This window comes from Pseudomonas shiyinii, assembly GCF_056725765.1.
In genome coordinates this window covers 1646565-1664018 of the sequence record NZ_CM161522.1, presented here as the reverse complement: position 1 = coordinate 1664018, position 17454 = coordinate 1646565, and the positions used below count along the sequence as shown (strand labels likewise).

The 17454-nt window shown below is 64.6% G+C and carries 13 protein-coding genes; 6 read left to right on the top strand and 7 right to left on the bottom strand.

Features of this window, described 5'->3' with window-relative positions; translation table 11 throughout:
• Positions 1-26 precede the first annotated feature (26 nt).
• The 4 genes from ACXHGZ_RS07640 to ACXHGZ_RS07625 all read right to left on the bottom strand — a co-directional run bounded on the left by ACXHGZ_RS07640 (position 27) and on the right by ACXHGZ_RS07625 (position 8023).
• Complete coding sequence (locus tag ACXHGZ_RS07640; protein WP_480463155.1) at positions 27-1124, bottom strand: extracellular solute-binding protein; 1098 nt, start codon at positions 1122-1124, stop codon at positions 27-29.
• Entirely contained in the window at positions 1124-2233 is a 1110-nt protein-coding gene (aguA, locus tag ACXHGZ_RS07635; RefSeq protein ID WP_480463154.1) for an agmatine deiminase, read from the bottom strand. The genes ACXHGZ_RS07640 and aguA overlap by 1 nt, the downstream gene beginning before the upstream one ends.
• Positions 2234-2328: 95 nt before the next feature.
• Positions 2329-3216: a LysR substrate-binding domain-containing protein gene (locus ACXHGZ_RS07630; protein ID WP_084855793.1), complete on the bottom strand. Its 888-nt coding sequence runs from the start codon at positions 3214-3216 to the stop codon at positions 2329-2331.
• A 94-nt stretch (positions 3217-3310) separates the two neighbouring features.
• Complete coding sequence (locus tag ACXHGZ_RS07625) at positions 3311-8023, bottom strand: NEL-type E3 ubiquitin ligase domain-containing protein (protein WP_480463153.1); 4713 nt, start codon at positions 8021-8023, stop codon at positions 3311-3313.
• 166 nt (positions 8024-8189) lie between these two features.
• Here ACXHGZ_RS07625 and ACXHGZ_RS07620 point away from each other — a divergent pair, with 166 nt between their 5' ends.
• From ACXHGZ_RS07620 to ACXHGZ_RS07605, 4 genes are all read left to right on the top strand, one after another.
• Positions 8190-9479: an NAD(P)/FAD-dependent oxidoreductase gene (locus ACXHGZ_RS07620; protein WP_480463152.1), complete on the top strand. Its 1290-nt coding sequence runs from the start codon at positions 8190-8192 to the stop codon at positions 9477-9479.
• Complete coding sequence (locus ACXHGZ_RS07615; RefSeq protein WP_480463151.1) at positions 9472-10050, top strand: helix-turn-helix domain-containing protein; 579 nt, start codon at positions 9472-9474, stop codon at positions 10048-10050. The genes ACXHGZ_RS07620 and ACXHGZ_RS07615 overlap by 8 nt, the downstream gene beginning before the upstream one ends.
• A gap of 9 nt (positions 10051-10059) precedes the next feature.
• Positions 10060-11415, top strand: a complete 1356-nt coding sequence (locus ACXHGZ_RS07610; protein ID WP_480463149.1) for a glutamine synthetase family protein — start codon at positions 10060-10062, stop codon at positions 11413-11415.
• Between the two features lie 206 nt (positions 11416-11621).
• On the top strand, positions 11622-12401 hold the full coding sequence (locus ACXHGZ_RS07605) for a TSUP family transporter (protein ID WP_480463148.1): 780 nt from the start codon (positions 11622-11624) through the stop codon (positions 12399-12401).
• Here the strand turns inward: ACXHGZ_RS07605 and nudC are convergent.
• Both nudC and ACXHGZ_RS07595 read right to left on the bottom strand, forming a co-directional pair.
• Positions 12369-13199 (bottom strand): NAD(+) diphosphatase, encoded by an 831-nt coding sequence (gene nudC, locus ACXHGZ_RS07600; protein ID WP_480463146.1) that lies wholly within the window; start codon positions 13197-13199, stop codon positions 12369-12371. The two genes, ACXHGZ_RS07605 and nudC, sit on opposite strands and share 33 nt — an antisense overlap.
• A 36-nt stretch (positions 13200-13235) precedes the next feature.
• Positions 13236-14048, bottom strand: a complete 813-nt coding sequence (locus ACXHGZ_RS07595) for a crotonase/enoyl-CoA hydratase family protein (RefSeq protein ID WP_480463143.1) — start codon at positions 14046-14048, stop codon at positions 13236-13238.
• 150 nt (positions 14049-14198) lie between these two features.
• Between ACXHGZ_RS07595 and nhaB the strand changes: the two genes are divergently transcribed.
• Positions 14199-15701, top strand: a complete 1503-nt coding sequence (gene nhaB, locus ACXHGZ_RS07590; RefSeq protein WP_480463141.1) for a sodium/proton antiporter NhaB — start codon at positions 14199-14201, stop codon at positions 15699-15701.
• 188 nt (positions 15702-15889) lie between these two features.
• Here the strand turns inward: nhaB and ACXHGZ_RS07585 are convergent, their stop codons facing one another.
• The gene (locus ACXHGZ_RS07585) at positions 15890-16282 is read right to left on the bottom strand and encodes a GFA family protein (RefSeq protein WP_480463139.1); all 393 of its coding nucleotides are present in this window, start codon (positions 16280-16282) and stop codon (positions 15890-15892) included.
• 470 nt (positions 16283-16752) lie between these two features.
• Between ACXHGZ_RS07585 and ACXHGZ_RS07580 the strand changes: the two genes are divergently transcribed.
• Positions 16753-17430 (top strand): HpcH/HpaI aldolase family protein, encoded by a 678-nt coding sequence (locus ACXHGZ_RS07580; RefSeq protein ID WP_480463137.1) that lies wholly within the window; start codon positions 16753-16755, stop codon positions 17428-17430.
• Positions 17431-17454: the final 24 nt, after the last annotated feature.

Below are 17454 nucleotides of genomic sequence, written 5' to 3'. Positions count from 1 at the left end.
TGCGCCGGGGTAGGCGAAACCCAGCCTCAGGTCCCGCTCTTGAGCCGACTGAACGCCCGTGTCAGCTCGCGGTTGAACTGCTTGCCATTGTCATTCTTGCTGTACAACCGAGCCCTCACCTCGGCAGGTGGGTAGGTCCCCGGCGACTGGCGGATCTGCGGGTCCACCAAGCTGTCCGCAGCCGTGATCGCATTGGCATAGTGGATGGTATCGGTGATCGGCGCGATCACCTCCGGCCGCATCAGGTAGTCCATCAGCTTCCAGGCGGCGTCAGGATGCGGCGCATCCTTGGGCACCACCAGGGCGTCGAGCCAGATCAGCGTGCCTTCCTTGGGAATGCTGTAGTCCAGGCTGAACCCCTTGCCCGTCGCCTGGGCCTGGGCCTGGGCGATGGCCACGTTGCCATTCCATGACATCGCCACGCAGGTCTCGCCGTTGGCCAGGTCGTTGATGTTGCGGTCGTTGTCGAAATAGCGGATGTACGGGCGGACCTTGCGCAGGTGCGCCTCGGCTGCCTTCAGGTCTTCCATGCGCTGCTGGTTGATGTCCAGCCCCAGGTAGCGCATCGCCGCGGCGAACACCTCGTTGGGGTCGTTGAGCAGGCTCACCCCACAATCGGCGAATTTCGCCACCACCTGCGGGTCGAACAGCATCGCCCAGCTGTCGCGTGGCGCATCCTCGAGCCGCGCCGCCACTGCCTGCGCCTGATAGCCAACCCCAGTGGTGCCCCACGCATAGGTACCGGCATAACGGTTGCCCGGGTCGAACACCGCCATGTGCTGGCGGAACTCCTCGCCGATGCCCGCCAGGTGTGGCAGCTTGCTTTTGTCCAGCGGTTGCAGGGCACTGCTGGCGATCGCCCGGCTCAAATGCTGGCCAGCGCTGAGCACCACGTCGTAACCGCTGCCGCCGGTGAGCAACTTGGTCTCGGCCGTCTCCAGCGAGTCGAAGTGGTCGGCCACCACATGGATACCGGTCTGCTTCTCGAAGTTGCTCAAGGTATCGGGCGCGAGGTACTCGCCCCAGATGTACAGGTTGACGGTCGGCTGTTGTGCATCGGCGGCCTGGGCCGCCGACGCACAACAGCCCAGGGCGACCGCCAGGGCCAGCGGGCGCGCGTTCATCAGCGGCCTCCGGCAGCGTATTGCGGCATGGTGATGCAGGCGACGTTGCCGCCGCCGAGCAGGATTTCCCGGGAATTCTCGATGCCGATGATGCGATGGTCGGGGAACAGCTCGGCCAGGGTGGCCTGGGCCACCCTGTCGTTGCGGTCACCGAACAGCGGCACGACGATGGCCGAGTTGCCGGCGTAATAGTTGATGTAGGAGGCGCAGATGCGGGTACCGGCTTGGCGCAGGTGGGTGCCGTCAACCTGGTCCAGGCCTGCGGCCTCCTCGGCGGTCCACTCCAGCACCTGGGGTTGCGGCAGCTTGTGCACCTTCAGCTCACGGCCACGGCCGTCACGGGTACTGCGCAGGATATCGTAGGCCTCCTGGTAGATTTCCCACTGCGGGTCGTTGCGGTCATCGGTCCATTGCAGCACCACCTCGCCCGGACGCACGAAGCACGCCAGGTCGTCCACGTGGCCGTCGGTCTCGTCGAACTTGCAGCCACGCGGCAGCCAGATCACCTGCTCGGCGCCCAGGTAGTCCTCGAGCCTGCGGGTGACTTCCTCCTTGCCCAGATGGGCATTGCGGTTGCGGTTGAGCAGGCACTGCTCGGTGGTCAGCAGGCTGCCCTGGCCATCGCTCTGGATGCCGCCGAGTTCCGCGATCAGCGGCGCGCGGTAGCGGTCCAGGCCTTCGATTTCGAGCATCTTCTGGGCAATCTGGTCGTCCTTGTCCCATGGATAGTACAGGCCACCGTCCAGGCCACCATAGGCATTGAACTCGAAGTCCACGCCACGCACTTCGCCAGTGCCGTCGTTGACCACGAAGCACGCACCACTGTCACGGAACCAGGTGTCGTTGCAGGTCATCTCCACCACCCGCACCTGTGCCGGCAGCAAGCGCCGGGCATTGGCATACTGGGCAGCGGAAGCACACACGGTCACCGGCTCGCTGGAGGCAATGGCGGAGACGATATCGACCCAGACCTTCTGGGCAGGCTTGCCGCCGTTGCGCCATACATCCGGGCGCTCCGGCCAACCGAGCCAACAACGTGCCTTGCGCTCGAATTCGCCAGGCAGGCGGAAACCGTCGGCCTTGGGAGTGGTGGTCAGCGTACGCGCCATGGGTCGAACCTCGTCATCGGTGAGTGATGACTGCACGCTACGCCGGCCCGCCGCGCCCTTCCAACGATGAAAATTTCACGATAGGTGAATTGAATTCAGGATTCGGCAATCTGTTCGATGAACCATTCGATGAATTGGGCCACAGCGCCCCGCTCCAGGCGCAGGCGCTCGCACACCAGCGCGTATTGGCCCTGGGCTGTCACGCTGGCGCTGAACGGGCGCACCAGACGACCACTTTGCAGGTCGGCCTGGCAGGTCAGGTTGTCGCCCATCGCCACCCCCTGCCCCAGCACAGCGGCTTCCAGGGCAAGCGCCGCATGGGGGAAATACAGCTGGCGGGTGGGCAAGGCGTCCTCGGCATGGGTCGCCAGCCACGTGGTCCAGGTGCGCCCGTCCTGGTCATCATGCAGCAGGCAATGGCGCACCAGGTCGCGCGGTCGCTTCAGCCCACCCTGGTTGAACAGCCCGGGGCTGCACACCGGGAAGAATTGCAACAACGGCAAGGGGCGGACGAAATGGGTGCTGGCATCCAGTGCACTGGTGCCATAGGTGATGGCGATGTCCACATCCACCGCCGGAGCGCCGGCATCGATGGGCTGTTCGAGCAAATGAAGGGTGATGTGCGGGTAGCGGCTGCTGAAGTCGGCGAGCCTGGCCACCAGCCATTTCTGCGCAAGCTCCGCCGTCACTGCGACCCTTAGCACCGCCTGGGATGCGGGGTCGCGCAGTTCGTCACAGGCCTTGCCGATGAGTTCGAAGGCCTGCTGCAGGTGATGCAACAGACGCTCGGCCTCGGCACTGGGCCGCACCTGCCGGCCTGTCCGCTCGAACAGCGCGACGCCGAGCTGGTCTTCCAACTGGCGGATCTGGTGGCTCACGGCGCTGTCGGTCACGCACAGCTCGGCGGCGGCACGGCCGAAATGGCCGTGGCGGGCAGCGCACTCGAAGGTGCGCAGGGCAGTCAGGGAAGGCAGGCGGCGCATGGGCAGGTTTGCGCAACGGCAATCGGAGCGGGACATATAGCACAGTATCCTCGACCCGTCACCGTACGACCTTGCTCATGCGCGACCAGGCCGCTCAGGGCTCCAGGTCGAACGTGATGGGCACTTTCCAGTGACGTGCGTGTTTTCTCAGGGCCCTGCGCGTCAGGTCCATACGCACCTCCAGCTCACGCCGGTTGATCTCTTCCTGCATCCGATCGATCACCTCACGTGGCGCCTGCGCCTCGAACAACCGCTCCAACGCAGCATGCTGGGCATCCGGCACTTCGAACATCGCGGGGTAGCGCTCATCGAGATAGCGCTTCCAGAAAGGCTGCTCGACGATCCAGACCACCAGGGCGCTTTCCAGCTGGTTGATTTGCACGTGCGACGTTGCATTCGCGACATCATCGTCGGTGATATCGGCCAGGCGACGGTAATCCATGGTCACCTGGTTCAGGTTCAGGTCCAGTGGGTCATTGAGTTCCAGGCGAAATGCCAAGGCCACCTCGATGGACTCCTCGCCCCGGTTGGGCAGATTTTGTGCAAATTCGTAAGCGAACCGGTCCAGTTGCTCCAGGCGCCAGAGCTGCCCGGCCAGAGCCAGCAACGCCTGGGCACTCTCAACGTCACTGGACAGTGCCTCCCAGACACGTACCCGTACTTCCAGATTGAGGAAACACACCATGGCGTTGTCCTGGCAGTTCTCCACCACGGCATTGGAGAACAATTCCCGACGGATGTCGGGGTTGTCCCGCATCACCGCGAGCATCCGGCTCACCCGGTTGGCCAGGTCTCGGGCCGAGGCATCCCAGGCAAAACCCTCGGACGTCGACAATTGCGCGATCAGCCGAAAGAAATCCCGGCTCTCGGTCAGTGTTTCCACTTGGGACCAATCCATGGCCATATCGTCGCGTTCAGCCGGGGCAACGAAATCCTGCCAACGCAGGCGCTGCAGTACACGGCTATGGTTTGGCTCATGCCAGCGGCGCTGCTGCTCTGCAGTGTCGATCCCTTCGTGCTCGATACGCACCCGCCCGTTGCGCCACACCGGCGATTGGGTGAAATCAGCCGGAACATCGCTCAAGTCGTTGCCCCTGATGTCCAGGTTGCTCAGGCGCGGGTGCTGCACCACGCCCCGCGGCACACTCAGCAACCGGGTGTCCCGCAACAGCAGTGTATTGAGGTCGGGCATGCCGGCAATGGATGGCGCCGTATACAAGGGGTTATTCGAAAGATTCAGGTACACCAATGCACGGCACCTGGCTATTCGCTCAGCCTGGAGCGTATTGAGCACGATGCGATTGCCCGAAAGGTCCAGCACCTGCAACTGGTTGACGAACAGGGGATGCAACGGCAGCTCGCGCAGCCGGCAATTGGTGATCTCCAGGCCTCTGAGGTTTGGGAAGGCCTGCAGGAACCCATCAGGCACCTGCTCCAGGCGCACACTGCGCAACGCCAGCACTTGCACATGCGGGAACCGGATTCGTTCCGGCAAGCTGGGCAGGCTTTTCAAGGCACTCATGCCTTCGCCGCCATAGGAGAGCATATAGACGGAGTCAATCACCTGCCTGGCCTCCTCCGGGACCAGATGCCGCCAACAATTGATCAACCCCTCTCGCACCATCCGCCGGCACCTGCGCTCCGCTGGGCGGATAGTTGACCAGTGCCACCGCCTGAGCGTTCGACGCAATTCGCGATATTGCTCATCCAAATCATCCAGAACGGCTTCTACGTCCCGCCCCTGCTCTCGTACCTGCCCGATCCACTGCGTGATCTCCTGGTCATCGAAATCCGGGTACAGGTATCGCACGCGTGCTTCGGTCACGCCGGGAGTGCGAGCCTCTGTCCGGCCCCTGCGGCCACTGAGCGGGTAGCCGATACGCCCGTCACTCAGTTGTAGGGGCGCCAGAAACGCACCGGCAGGCTGGCGCCCGCCCAGCACACTGACCACCTCCTCACGGTTGAGGACCACCCTGTTCACCAGCCAAGCCCGCAATGTCTGGGCAAAGGGCTGTTCACGGCCAAAGGCAGCCTGTTCGGTCTCTTCGAAGGCACCGGCCAGGGCTTCGAACAGTTCGCCGGCCTCGCCAAAGGCCTGGCCCTGTGCATCGGTCAGCAGGAACTGACCCTCCAAGTGAACCAGGCGGTAGAGCGGGCCCTCACCTGACGTCATCAACAACGGCCCCAGCCCATCGCCGTCGAACAGCGCCCAACGTGCTCCGTTCGTCATGTGCGGCAGGTTCGCCAGCAGCCTGAGTACGACCTTGGCCAGGTCCAGGGTTTGCGGGGTGTCGAAGCACAGTGCCTCCAAGGCCCGCGCGCCCCGGATACGCAAACTGCGCGCACGGGCCAGTTCGGCCAGGCGCTGCGGCACCTGTCCGGTATCGATCAAGCGTTGGCGCTCTTCTTCGCTTGCCGTCTCCAGCACCTGCTCCGCCGCCCGGCGATGGAGGCTGGCAAAGTCCCGGCGCAAGACCTGCATCTCGGCGTCCAGCGGATTGAGCGCGTCGTACAGGTGCTGCACAAAGCCCCGCCGCTGCGCCCATAGCGCATCGGCCAGGCCTTCGTCATCCACCACGTCGACGGCCACATAGTCGCGTGCCTGGGCCAGCAGGGCCTGGTCGAGGTCAGGCCGCCCTTGCCGCAAGCCGTTCATCAGGTCGCGGACACGGTTGGCCAGCACCACACGCTGTACCGTATCGACCAGCTCGCCGTCCGGCGCCCGGCCATAGACATGCAGCCCACGCAGATCGTCCGCACCGAGCCCATGCAGGGCCATGACCTGATCGATCTGCTCGGTCGAGAGCAGCCGGAACAGGCCGCCCAGGCGACGGAACATCCTGTGGGTGTCGTCCCACTCGCCCGGCTGTTCACTCCACAGTCGCCAGGCCCCGGCCCCGTTGTGCACCACTTGCGGCGCATGACGGTCACGGGCACGCAAGCGCCAGGTTCCGGCCGTGTCCTGCCACACCTGGTAGAAACGCCCTTGCATGTTTATCCAGCGCAGCTCGCCCTGGCCATGGATGCCTTGCGCGTCGGGCACTGCCTCGCTGGGCGGGGGCGCACTGCGGTAGGCAACCAGGTTCGCCTGCTCGTCTGGCAAGTACCACTGGCCTGCACCGTTACGCATCACCACCGGTGAATCGCGGTCCTGGGCACGCAAATGCCAGGTGTCCTCGTCGTGCAGAGCAACTTCGTAGTGATGACCGTCCAGCTCGATCCACTGCTGTTCGCCCAGCGTCTGGATGCCACGCTCGTCCGCGAGCGCCTGCTCAGGCGGCGGCTCGCTGCGAAACGGCGCCAGGTCCTGGTTCCACAGCTTCTCGCTGCCGTCTTCCAGCAAAGTCGGCACCAGCCGGTCCACCGCCTCTGCACGGTTCCAGGCCGAGCGCAGAGCGATCTCGCCTGCACTCAATACGCCAAGCAACGCGACCTCTTCTATCACGTTGGTCATGTGCTCGAGAGCTGCCTTGGTGTCCCCTTCGTACCAGTCCTTGGCGGACTGGAACACCTGCTCCAGAAGCTCCCAGGCCATCACGGCGAGCAGCGCGGTGCCAATGGCGGGCACGAACAGCCCTGCCATGCCCAACAACGTCCACCCTGCGGTTTCGAGCCAGGCGTGGTAGGCCTCCTGCTTGGCACGGTCGATCCTGGCGACAGGCGCTGCCAGGCTCGCCGCGTCTTCCTTGATCTGGGCGATGCGCGCTTTTGCCAGGTGTTCGAACAACGGCTTCGGGTAGGCGCTCATGTGCTGGTCCAGATCACGGGTGGCCCAGTCCGCGACGTCTACCAGACGCTTGCTGACTTTACTGAAGAAAGAAGACCGGTCGCGATGGAGCACGAAACGGCTGAAGAAATGCCGATACTCGGCGTTTCGCAGACGCTTGCCCAGGATCTTGCGGGCGAATGCATCGAGGTTGTCTGCCGCGCACCACGGGCCGACCGGATCATCGGGGATGTAGACCAACACCCGTTTGCTGGAATATCCCCCCACGCCGCCCTTGACGGCATCGAGCACGACGATCTGTTGCAGGTCGCATCCGAATGCACGCAATTGCTTGGCAGTCACCGGCAACCCGTCCAACGATCCGGGCTCTGCACTTTCATGCAGGCGGATCACCACCTGCAGCTCAGGCCAGGACAGTATCTTTTCGCTGTAGGCCTTGAATGCATCGACCGTCATCGATGAGCGCTGCAGCTCGGCCAAGGCAGTCTTGAAGTCCCGTTCACCTGCACCAGCAGGCGCATCGAGTATGGCACTCAGATGGTTCTGGTACTGCTGGCCGTGGTCGAGCTCGCGGCACAACTTGGCGAACTCCAATGCACTGGGTCGGTCCACCTCCTTGCCCTGTGCGTCGACCAGCTTGTTGCGCTTGGGCTGCCCGTCAGGCCGCGTCTCCTTCTCCTGGAAATTGTGCAGCGCAGCGGTGATCAGGGGGATGTCGAGCTCGTCACGGTCCTGCAGCGGGTAGCGCCCCGCCCAGACACCGGTGCTAGGGGAAATGAAGTGATATTGCTGGCGGAAATACAACTGGTCGATGTCGACAGTATCGCCATAGCGCTCACGCATACGCTCCTGCAGCTTGCGCTTGGCGAACACGTCGATTTTTTCCACCCTCGACCATAGCGTCTGCAGGCGCAGGCGACATTCCAGGCCAGTCACCAGTGCATCGACGAAGACCGGGTAGAACATGGTATGGATGTCGGTGACCCAGGGCGGCAATCGCTTGGCGATCTGCTGGTCTTGCAAGCGCTGAGCAATGGCCAGCGTATCGACCGTGGGCTTCCTGCGTCCGGTGGTAGCCATGGGTGTATCTCCCGCTAAGAATGGAGAGCGCAGGCTAACCACTGGCAACACCTGGCAATGGATAGATAGCTAATACCCAGGACATTCGGTCGCGCACTGCTGGCGCCATGAAATTTATCTGCTATTTTTTCATGAAATAGATAAGAACAAATTTCACGAGGCCTGCATGTTCAAGCAATCCGCGCAGCACGTTGCCAGCTACTACGCCCAGACCTACCCCGGCACCCTTCCTTTGCGCCCTACCCTACATGGGGTCCTGGACGTCGACATCCTGATCGTCGGCGCAGGCTTCAGTGGTTTGCATACCGCCCTGCGCCTGGCCCTGGCCGGCAAGCGTGTGGCCGTACTGGAGGCCAGCCGGGTGGCCTGGGCAGCCTCCGGGCGCAACGGCGGCCAGGCCCTGCTGGGCTGGTCGTGCGACATGTCGCCCCTGGAAAAGGCCCTGGGCGTGGAGCGGGCACGTCGGCTCTGGGACAGCATGTGCTGGGCCGCCGAAGAGCTGCGCGACCTACCCGGGCGCCACGGTTTCGACATCGATTACCGGGTCGGCAGCCTGTGGACCGCCGTGATGCCTCGCCGGGTGAGGCTGCTCGAAGAAGCCCTGCGCGAGGCGGAACAGAAATGGGGCTACGACTGCCTGCGCCTGATCCGCCGCGACGAGCTGCCCGACTGGATCGACAGCCCGCGCTACCAGGCCGCCCTGTACGACCCCAACGGCGCCCATCTCAATCCATTGAAGTTGGCCCAGGGTCTGGCCGCGGCCATCGAGGCCGCCGACGGCAGGATCTTCGAGCAGAGCCAGGTGCTCGACTACCACGAAAGCGCCGCAGGGTTCGTCGCCCGCACCGGCCACGGCGAGGTGCGCAGCCAGGTGTTGGTGCTGGCCTGCAATGCCTATATCGACCGCCTCGACCGCAACCTCTCGCGCCGCCTGCTGCCGGTGGGCTCCTACCAGGTGGCCACGGCGCCCTTGGAGCCGGACTTCGCCCGGTCGCTGCTGCCGCGCAACAGCTGCGTGATCGACAACCAGTTCGTGCCCGACTATTTCCGCCTGACCCCCGACCACCGGCTGTTGTTCGGCGGCGGCTGCACCTACCTGGGTGGTATCCCCAAGGATGTCGCCAGCGCCACCCGCCCGTACCTGGAACGCGTATTCCCCCAGCTCACCGGTGTGGCCCTGGACTACGCCTGGGGCGGGCATATCGATTGCAGCATCCAGCGCACCCCAGACATCGGCCGCCAGGGCCAGCGCTACTGGCTGCAAGGCTTCTCCGGCCACGGCGTGCTGCCGACCCTGGCCGGGGCCCGAGCGGTCAGCGATGCGATCCTCGGCGATGACGACCTGCTGGGTCTGTACCAGGGCATCGACAACGGCCGCTTCCCCGGCGGGGAGCTGATGGCCGCGCCCTTGGAGGCCGCCGCCAAGGCCTGGTACAGGTTGCGTGACCATGTCTGAAGCCAACGCCGCACGGCGCACCGACGAAGACGCCCAGGGCCTGGCCCTGCTGATCCGCGACCTGCGCAAGCACCGGGGCCTGACCCTGGGCGAGCTGGCCAGCCGGGTCAACCGCTCGCTGGGCTTTTTGTCCCAGGTCGAACGCGGCCTGTCGCGGCCGACCGTGGCGGACCTCACCGCCATCAGCGAAGCCCTGCACGTCCCGACCACCTATTTCTACCAGGCCAACCAGCCCCGGGCGCTGGGCTGGGTCACCCGTCCCGGCGAGCGGCGCACCATCTACTACGCCGAGGGCGTCACCGACGTGCTGGTCTCGCCCACCCTCACCGGCAGCTTCTCCATGCTCGAAAGCCACCTGGCGCCCGGCGCCAGCAGTGGCGAGGGGCACCTGGACGACAGCTCCGAACAGGGCGGGTTCGTGCTCGAAGGGCAACTGACTGTCTGGCTGGAAGGCCGTGACGAGCCGGTGACCCTTGGCCCCAACGACAGTTTCCAGCTGCCGCCGCACAGCCAGTTCCGTTACGCCAACCTGACCGACCAGACGACCCGCGTCCTCTGGGTATTCCGTTGAGAGCACAGCATGACAATGACAACAAAAAGCGTTCCCGACCTGCTCAATGAAGTCCGCGCATTCCGCGCCCAACACCCCGATGTACGCCATGTGGACCTGATCAGCCTGGATATCCCCGGGCATTTTTATGGCAAACGCTACCCGGTGGACATGCTCGAGAAGGTCGCCGCCGGCAGCCCCCTGAAGCTGCCCCAGAACTGCGTGCTGCTGGGCGTGCAGGGCGGGCTGTTCCCGATCGGCGACTACTGCTTCGCCGACGGCGACCCGGACGCGCCGCGTCGCCTGGTGCCCGGCACCCTCAAGCCCGTGAGTTGGGAGCGCGAGCCCCTGGGGCAGATGCTCATCACCTCCGACGGCACCGCCACGCCCATCGAGTTCGAACCCCGCGAAGTGCTCGCCCGCGTGCTACAGCGCCTGCAGCGTCGGGGCATCCGCCCGGTGGTGGCCTTCGAGCTGGAGTTCTACCTGTTCGACCGTGCGCTCAAAGAAGGCCTGCCACAGTTCCCCCACGACCCGTTCAGCGACGATGCCGACGACCAGCCCAATATGCACATCGAGCGCCTATCGCGGTTCTCCGACGTGCTACGGGACATGGTCGATACGGCCAATGCCCAAGGTGTGGACGCTAACGTCATCACCGCCGAGCTCGGCCCTGGCCAGTTCGAGATCAACTTCGGCCATTGCGACGATGGCCTGCGCGCAGCCGACTGGGCGGCCATGTTCTGCCGCAGCACCCGAGGCGTTGCCCTCAAGCACGGCCTGCGCGCCTCATTCATGAGCAAGCCCTACCTGCATGCGCCGGGCAGCGGCATGCATGTGCATGTGAGCCTCTACGACGAGGCCGGCAACAACCTGCTGGCCGCCGACAGCCAGCGCCCGCTGCGCCACGCCGTGGCCGGTTGCCTGGCGCTGCTGCCGCACTGCATGCCGATCTTCGCCGCCAACCACAATGCGTTTCGCCGCTATGGCGCTATGGTCAATGCTGCCAGCCGCGCCAGCTGGGGCTTCGAGGACCGCGATGCATGCATTCGCATCCCCGAGTCCGATGCCCGTAACCTGCGCATCGAGCATCGCCTGGCGGGGGCCGACGCCAACCCGTACCTGGTGCTGGCGGCGATCCTGTGCGGCATGGAGCATGGGCTCGATGCCGCGCAAGAGCCGATCGCACCGCTCAACGAAGACCGCGACAGCGGCATCGACTTCCCCAAGGACATGCTCGGCGCCGTGGCGGCGATGCGCAGCGACCGGGCCGTGAACGAGGGGTTGGGCGAAGAGTTCGTGATGGTCTATTGCGAAAACAAGCGCCAGGACCATCTGGCGTTCATGCATGAGGTCAGTGCGCGGGAGTACCGCTGGTTCCTTTGATCGACCTACCGACGCCATCGCGGGCAAGCCCGCTCCCACAAATACGGCACAGACCCTGTGGGAATTCACCCAGCCCTTTGCCGCCCCCTTGTAGGAGCGGGCTTGTCCCGCGATGGCGTCGGTACTGGTACCGCTTTGCTCCGAGGATTACCATGTACCCCCTCTAGCGCGGCCCTCGCCGTCTCCCCAGCCTGCCAAAGCCCCCCATGCCCTTCGAACTCACCGTAGAACCGCTCACCCTGCTGATCCTTGCCCTGGTCGCCTTCGTCGCCGGGTTCATCGACGCCATCGCCGGTGGCGGCGGGCTGCTCACCACGCCGGCGCTGCTCACCGCCGGCATGCCGCCGCACCTGGTGCTGGGCACCAACAAGCTCAGTTCCACCTTCGGCTCGGCCACCGCCGGCTTCACCTACTACCGCCGCAAGCTGTTCCACCCGGCGCAATGGCGTCCGGCGTTGCTGGGCACCCTGGTCGGCGCATTGCTCGGGGCCGTGGTCGCGCACTTCATGCCCGCCGATTGGCTGAACAAGATGCTGCCGGTGATCGTCTTCGCCTGCGGCGTCTACCTGCTGTTCGGCGGTACGCCCAAGGCACCGCTGGATGCCGACGTGCCGATCAAGAAGACATGGCAGTTCCCGCAGGGCTTCGGCCTGGGCTTCTATGACGGCGTGGCAGGCCCGGGCACCGGGGCGTTCTGGACGGTAAGCACCTTGCTGCTCTACCCCATCGACCTGGTCCGTGCCAGCGGTGTGGCGCGCAGCATGAACTTCGTCAGCAACATCGCTGCGTTGACGGTGTTCATCGTTTCCGGGCAGGTGGACTACATCGTCGGCCTGGCCATGGGCCTGTCGGTGATGGTCGGCGCCTTCTTCGGCGCCCGCACGGCGATCAGTGGCGGCAGCAAGTTCATCCGCCCGGTGTTCATCGCCGTGGTGCTGGCCCTGACCGTGCGCCTAGTGTGGCAGCACTGGTTCGGGCAGGCCTAGGCGACGGGCCACATACAGGTCGATCAGGTAGCGGGCGATGGAGCGCCCGGCCGGTAGCGGCGGCAGGTCGTGCACGTTGAACCACTGGGCGTCCTCGATCTCGTCCGGCTGCATGACGATCTCGCCGCCGGCGTACTCGGCGTGAAAGCCCAGCATCATCGAATGGGGGAACGGCCAGCACTGGCTGCCGATGTACTGGATGTTCCTGACCTCCACCGCCACTTCCTCACGCACCTCGCGCACCAGGCAGTCCTCGGCCGACTCCCCAGGCTCGGCGAAGCCGGCCAGGGTGCTGTACACGCCGGTGACGAAGCGCGGCGAGCGCGCCAGCAATACCTCGTCGCCGCGGGTGATCAACACGATCATGCTCGGCGAGATGCGCGGGTAGCTGCGCAAGTCGCACGGCTGGCAGTACATCGCCCGCTCCCAGCGAATCTGGGCCATGGGCTGGCCACAGCTGCCGCAGAAACGGTGCTCGCGGGCCCAGGTGCCGATCTGCGCGGCATAGCCCAGCACCGTATAGGTCTGCATGTCGCCTTCGAGCATGAACTGGCGCAGGCCGCGCCAGGTGCAGCCCGGCACCTGGGCAGTGGCACGCAGCTCGAGCAGGAACACCGGTTGGCCGTCCAGGTAGCCGATGCCGTGCTCACACAGCACGTCCAGGTCCTGGCCCTTGAGCCATTGGCGGGGGAACAGCGCACCGTTGTCATCCACCAGGAACCCTTCCGGGCCGCGGGCGACGGCCAGGCCGCCGGTGATCTGCGGGTCGAGTACTGCGGTAGTCCAGCGTGCTGACATGTTCGGGGGTTCCTTGAAGCGCGTCCCCCGGCCCGGTCAGTCGGCGAACGTCGGTTTCTGTTTGCTCATGTGGGCCGCGATGGCGACCCGCAGGTCTTCGGACTGCAACATGGCGGCGTTCCAGGTGGCGATGTACTCCAGGCCATCGTCGATGCGATGGTCGCGCATGTAGTTGAGCATCTGCTTGGTGCCGCCCACGGCAATCGGCGATTTTTGCGCAATTTGCGCCGCCAAGGCAAAGACTCCGTCGAACAGCGCCGCCTGGTCGTCGAACACCTGGTTGACCAGCCCGATCCGCTGGGCCTCGGCCGCCGCCACGTTGCGCCCGGTATAGGCCATCTCGCGCATCACGCCATCGCCGATGATACGCGGCAAACGTTGCAAGGTGCCGACATCGGCCGCCATGCCCATGTCGATCTCCTTGATCGAAAACTGCGCATCTGCGCTGCAATAGCGCATGTCGCAGGCAGAGACCAGGTCGATCGCCCCGCCCAGGCAATAACCCTGGACCGCCGCCAGCACCGGCTTGCGGCAGTTGTCCACGGCATTGAACGACGCCTGCAGGCCGAGGATGGTACGCCGCAGCAGGCGTGCGTTGCGGCCTACATCCTTGCCCATCTGCCCGGCCAGCTGGGCCAGCAAGGCCAGGTCGATACCGGCGGAGAAATGCTTGCCGGCGGCGCTGAGCACCACCACGCGCACCGCGTCGGTGTCGTCGACCCACTGGAAGATGTCGAGGATCTCCTGCCAGAAGTCGGCATTCATCGCATTGAGCTTTTCCGGGCGGTTGATCTGCACATGGGCGATGTTCTCGGTCAGCTCAACCTTGAATGCGCGATACTCGGTCACAGGTGGCACTCCTTACGTAAAAATATTCACGCAGCGGACTATAACGCACCCACAAGGCCGCGCTTGTGCCAAAAGCGGGACTGAACGCCTTGCACCCGACGCGCGCATCGGGCACCTTGCGCCACTGCTGAATCATAAGGATACAAATTCATGTCCCGTTCCCTGACCGGCGCCTTCGCCCGCGGTTTCCTGGGCCACTCGCCGCTCTGGTACAAGGCGGTCATCTGCCTGTTCCTGGTGCTCAACCCTCTGTTGCTGACCACCCTCGGCCCGGTGGTCACCGGCTGGGTGCTGGTGATCGAATTCATCTTCACCCTGGCGATGGCGCTCAAGTGCTACCCGTTGATGCCGGGCGGCCTCCTGCTGGTCGAAGCGCTGTTGCTGAAGATGACCACGCCTGAAGCGCTCTATGAGGAATTGCTGCACAACTTCCCGGTGATCCTGCTGCTGATGTTCATGGTGGCCGGCATCCACTTCATGAAGGAGCTGTTGCTGTTCCTGTTTTCCAAGATCCTCCTGGGCGTGCGCTCCAAGGCGATCCTGTCGTTGCTGTTCTGCGTGCTGTCGGCCTTTCTCTCGGCATTCCTCGATGCGCTGACGGTGACGGCGGTGATCATCAGCGCCGCGGTTGGTTTCTATGCGGTCTACCACCGCGTCGCCTCAGGGGCCAACCCGCGTGAGGATTCGCAGCTGGACAGCGACCATGAGGTCGCCCAGCTGCACCGCGAAGACCTGGACCAGTTCCGCGCCTTCCTGCGCAGCCTGTTGATGCATGGCGCCGTGGGCACGGCCTTGGGGGGCGTCTGCACCTTGGTGGGCGAGCCGCAGAACCTGCTGATCGGCCATGAAATGAGCTGGCACTTCGGCGATTTCTTCTTCAAGGTCGCGCCGGTGTCGATGCCGGTGCTGGCCGCAGGCCTGGTGACCTGCGTGCTTTTGGAAAAGCTGCGCCTGTTCGGCTACGGTACGCTGATGCCCGAACGTGTGCGCCAGGTGCTGGCCAGCTACGCCGCCGAGGACGACGCCGCGCGTACCCAAGCCCAGCGCGTGGCCCTGCTGGTGCAGGGCATTGCCGCACTGATCCTGATCGTCTGCCTGGGCCTGCACATCGCCGAAGTGGGCCTGATCGGCCTGCTGGTGATCGTGCTGATCACCGCCTTCACCGGCATCACCGATGAACACCGCCTGGGCCGCGCCTTCCAGGACGCCATGCCGTTCACCGCACTGCTGGTGGTGTTCTTCGCCGTGGTGGCGGTGATCCATCAACAGCAGTTGTTCAGCCCGCTGATCGCCTGGGTCCTGGCGCTGCCGGCCGAACAGCAGCCAGGCATGCTGTACCTGGCCAACGGCCTGCTGTCGGCGATCAGCGACAATGTGTTCGTCGCCACCATCTATATCACCGAGGTCAAGCAGGCCTTCCTCGAGGGCGCCATGAGCCGCGAGCATTTCGAGACGCTGGCGGTGGCGATCAACACCGGCACCAACCTGCCCAGCGTGGCCACGCCCAACGGGCAGGCGGCGTTCCTGTTCCTGCTGACCTCGGCGATCGCGCCGCTGGTGCGGTTGTCCTATGGGCGCATGGTGTGGATGGCGTTGCCCTATACCGTGGTCATGGGCGGACTGGGGTGGTGGGCGGTGACCTACTGGCTCTGAAGAACGCACCTTCACCCTTATAGGAGCGGCCTTGTGCCGCGATCGGGCGCGCAGCGGCCGTAGAGGGGCCATCTCGGTATGACTGATTCAACGAGGTGGCTGGTTTTACGGCCGCTGCGCGCCCGATCGCGGCACAAGGCCGCTCCTACATTGCCCCGTGCATGCCTTGGCATATGCGCACGACTCGATCAGCTTTCGGTGCGCCCCGTCCCTTCCCGGTCGCCCGCGTAATGCCGGGCGACCGGGAACGCCGGCAACCAACTTTCACGCCGAACGGTCCAGCTTTCATAGGTCGGCGTGAACTGGTCCGGCGCATCCAGCGCGCCCAGGTGGAGCTCCACCTCATCCCCGCTTCGCGAAAACACCGACGACCCGCAGCGCGGGCAGAAAAACCGCCCGGCATAGTCGCCCGTCCGCCCTTCGACCTTCACCGCCTCTTCAGGAAAAATCGCCGACGCGTGAAACAGTGCCCCGTGGTGCTTGCGGCAATCGAGGCAATGACAAATCCCTACCCTGTAAGGCTCCCCCGAAGCCTCGAAACGAACCTGGCCGCAAAGGCAACCGCCTGTGAACAGGTGCATATCCGCCCTCCTTTCGCCGTGATCTTGACGTCAATGAAAGGATAGCCCTACGCCTACCGCCAGCCAGTTAAGCCTTATCGGCTGCATTTGGGGCTGCTTCGCAGCCCATCGCCGGCAAGCCGGCTCCCACAGGTTCCGCAGTGTCTACAACAGCAGCGCAGGACAGTGGGAGCCGGCTTGCCGGCGATGGGGCCTTAACTGACAGGCATTCCCCTACGCCTGTACCTTCCCTGCCGGCGTCACGCGAAACCGCCTGGAACCCCCGTACCACAAGGCTTTTAGCCATCATTCATTTCAGAAAAATAACAAAAATGTAATTTACATTTATTTGCGAGTCGTTATCATTCGCTAAAAATTCGTCAGGGAGTTCGTTCAGGATGATTCGACCCTCACCCGTACTGGCAAGGCTAAGGAATGGCGAAAACGCCTATGGCCTGCTCAATTCCGTCCCCTCTCCCTGGCTGTGCGAAATGATCGCCCTCGCCGGCTATCACTTCCTCATCCTCGACATGGAACACCTGCTGCGCGCCGGCGACGAACTGATGCACTGCGTGCGGGCCTGCGAGTCTGCCGGGGTATCGCCCTGGCTGCGCGTTCCCGAGGTCGACGCCAAGCTGATCGGTCGCGCCCTCGATGCCGGTGTCGAGGCGGTGGTGCTGCCCCGGGTGGAAAGCGCGGCCGAGGTCGCCCGCGCCGTCGAGGCTGCATTCTTTCCGCCCCTGGGGCGTCGCGGCATCACCGGTGGCCGGGTGACCGGCTTCGGCCGCCTGCCCCTGCCCCACTACATCGAGCAGGCCAACCAGGCCTGCCCCATCGTGCCGATGATCGAAAGCGCCGCTGGTCTGCGCGCATTGCCCGACATCCTCCAGCTGCCCGGCATCGGCATGGTCCTGGAAGGCGCACTGGACCTCGCCCTGGACCTGCAGCTGGGCCCCGACCCCCTGCATCCGCAGGTCTGGCAGGCCTTGCAGGAGATGGCCAGTGCCTGCCAGCAAGCTGGCGTCCCGTTTTGCGCCAACCCTCGCACCCCGGAGCAGCATCGCCATTGGCAAGCCCTGGGCATCCGCAGCTACCTGGCCGGCGAAGACCGCGGCCTGCTGCACGGCGCCTTGAAAAAGCGCCTGGCCGAGCTGCAACCCACCACCTGATCCTTTCCAGCCATAAGCAGTTGC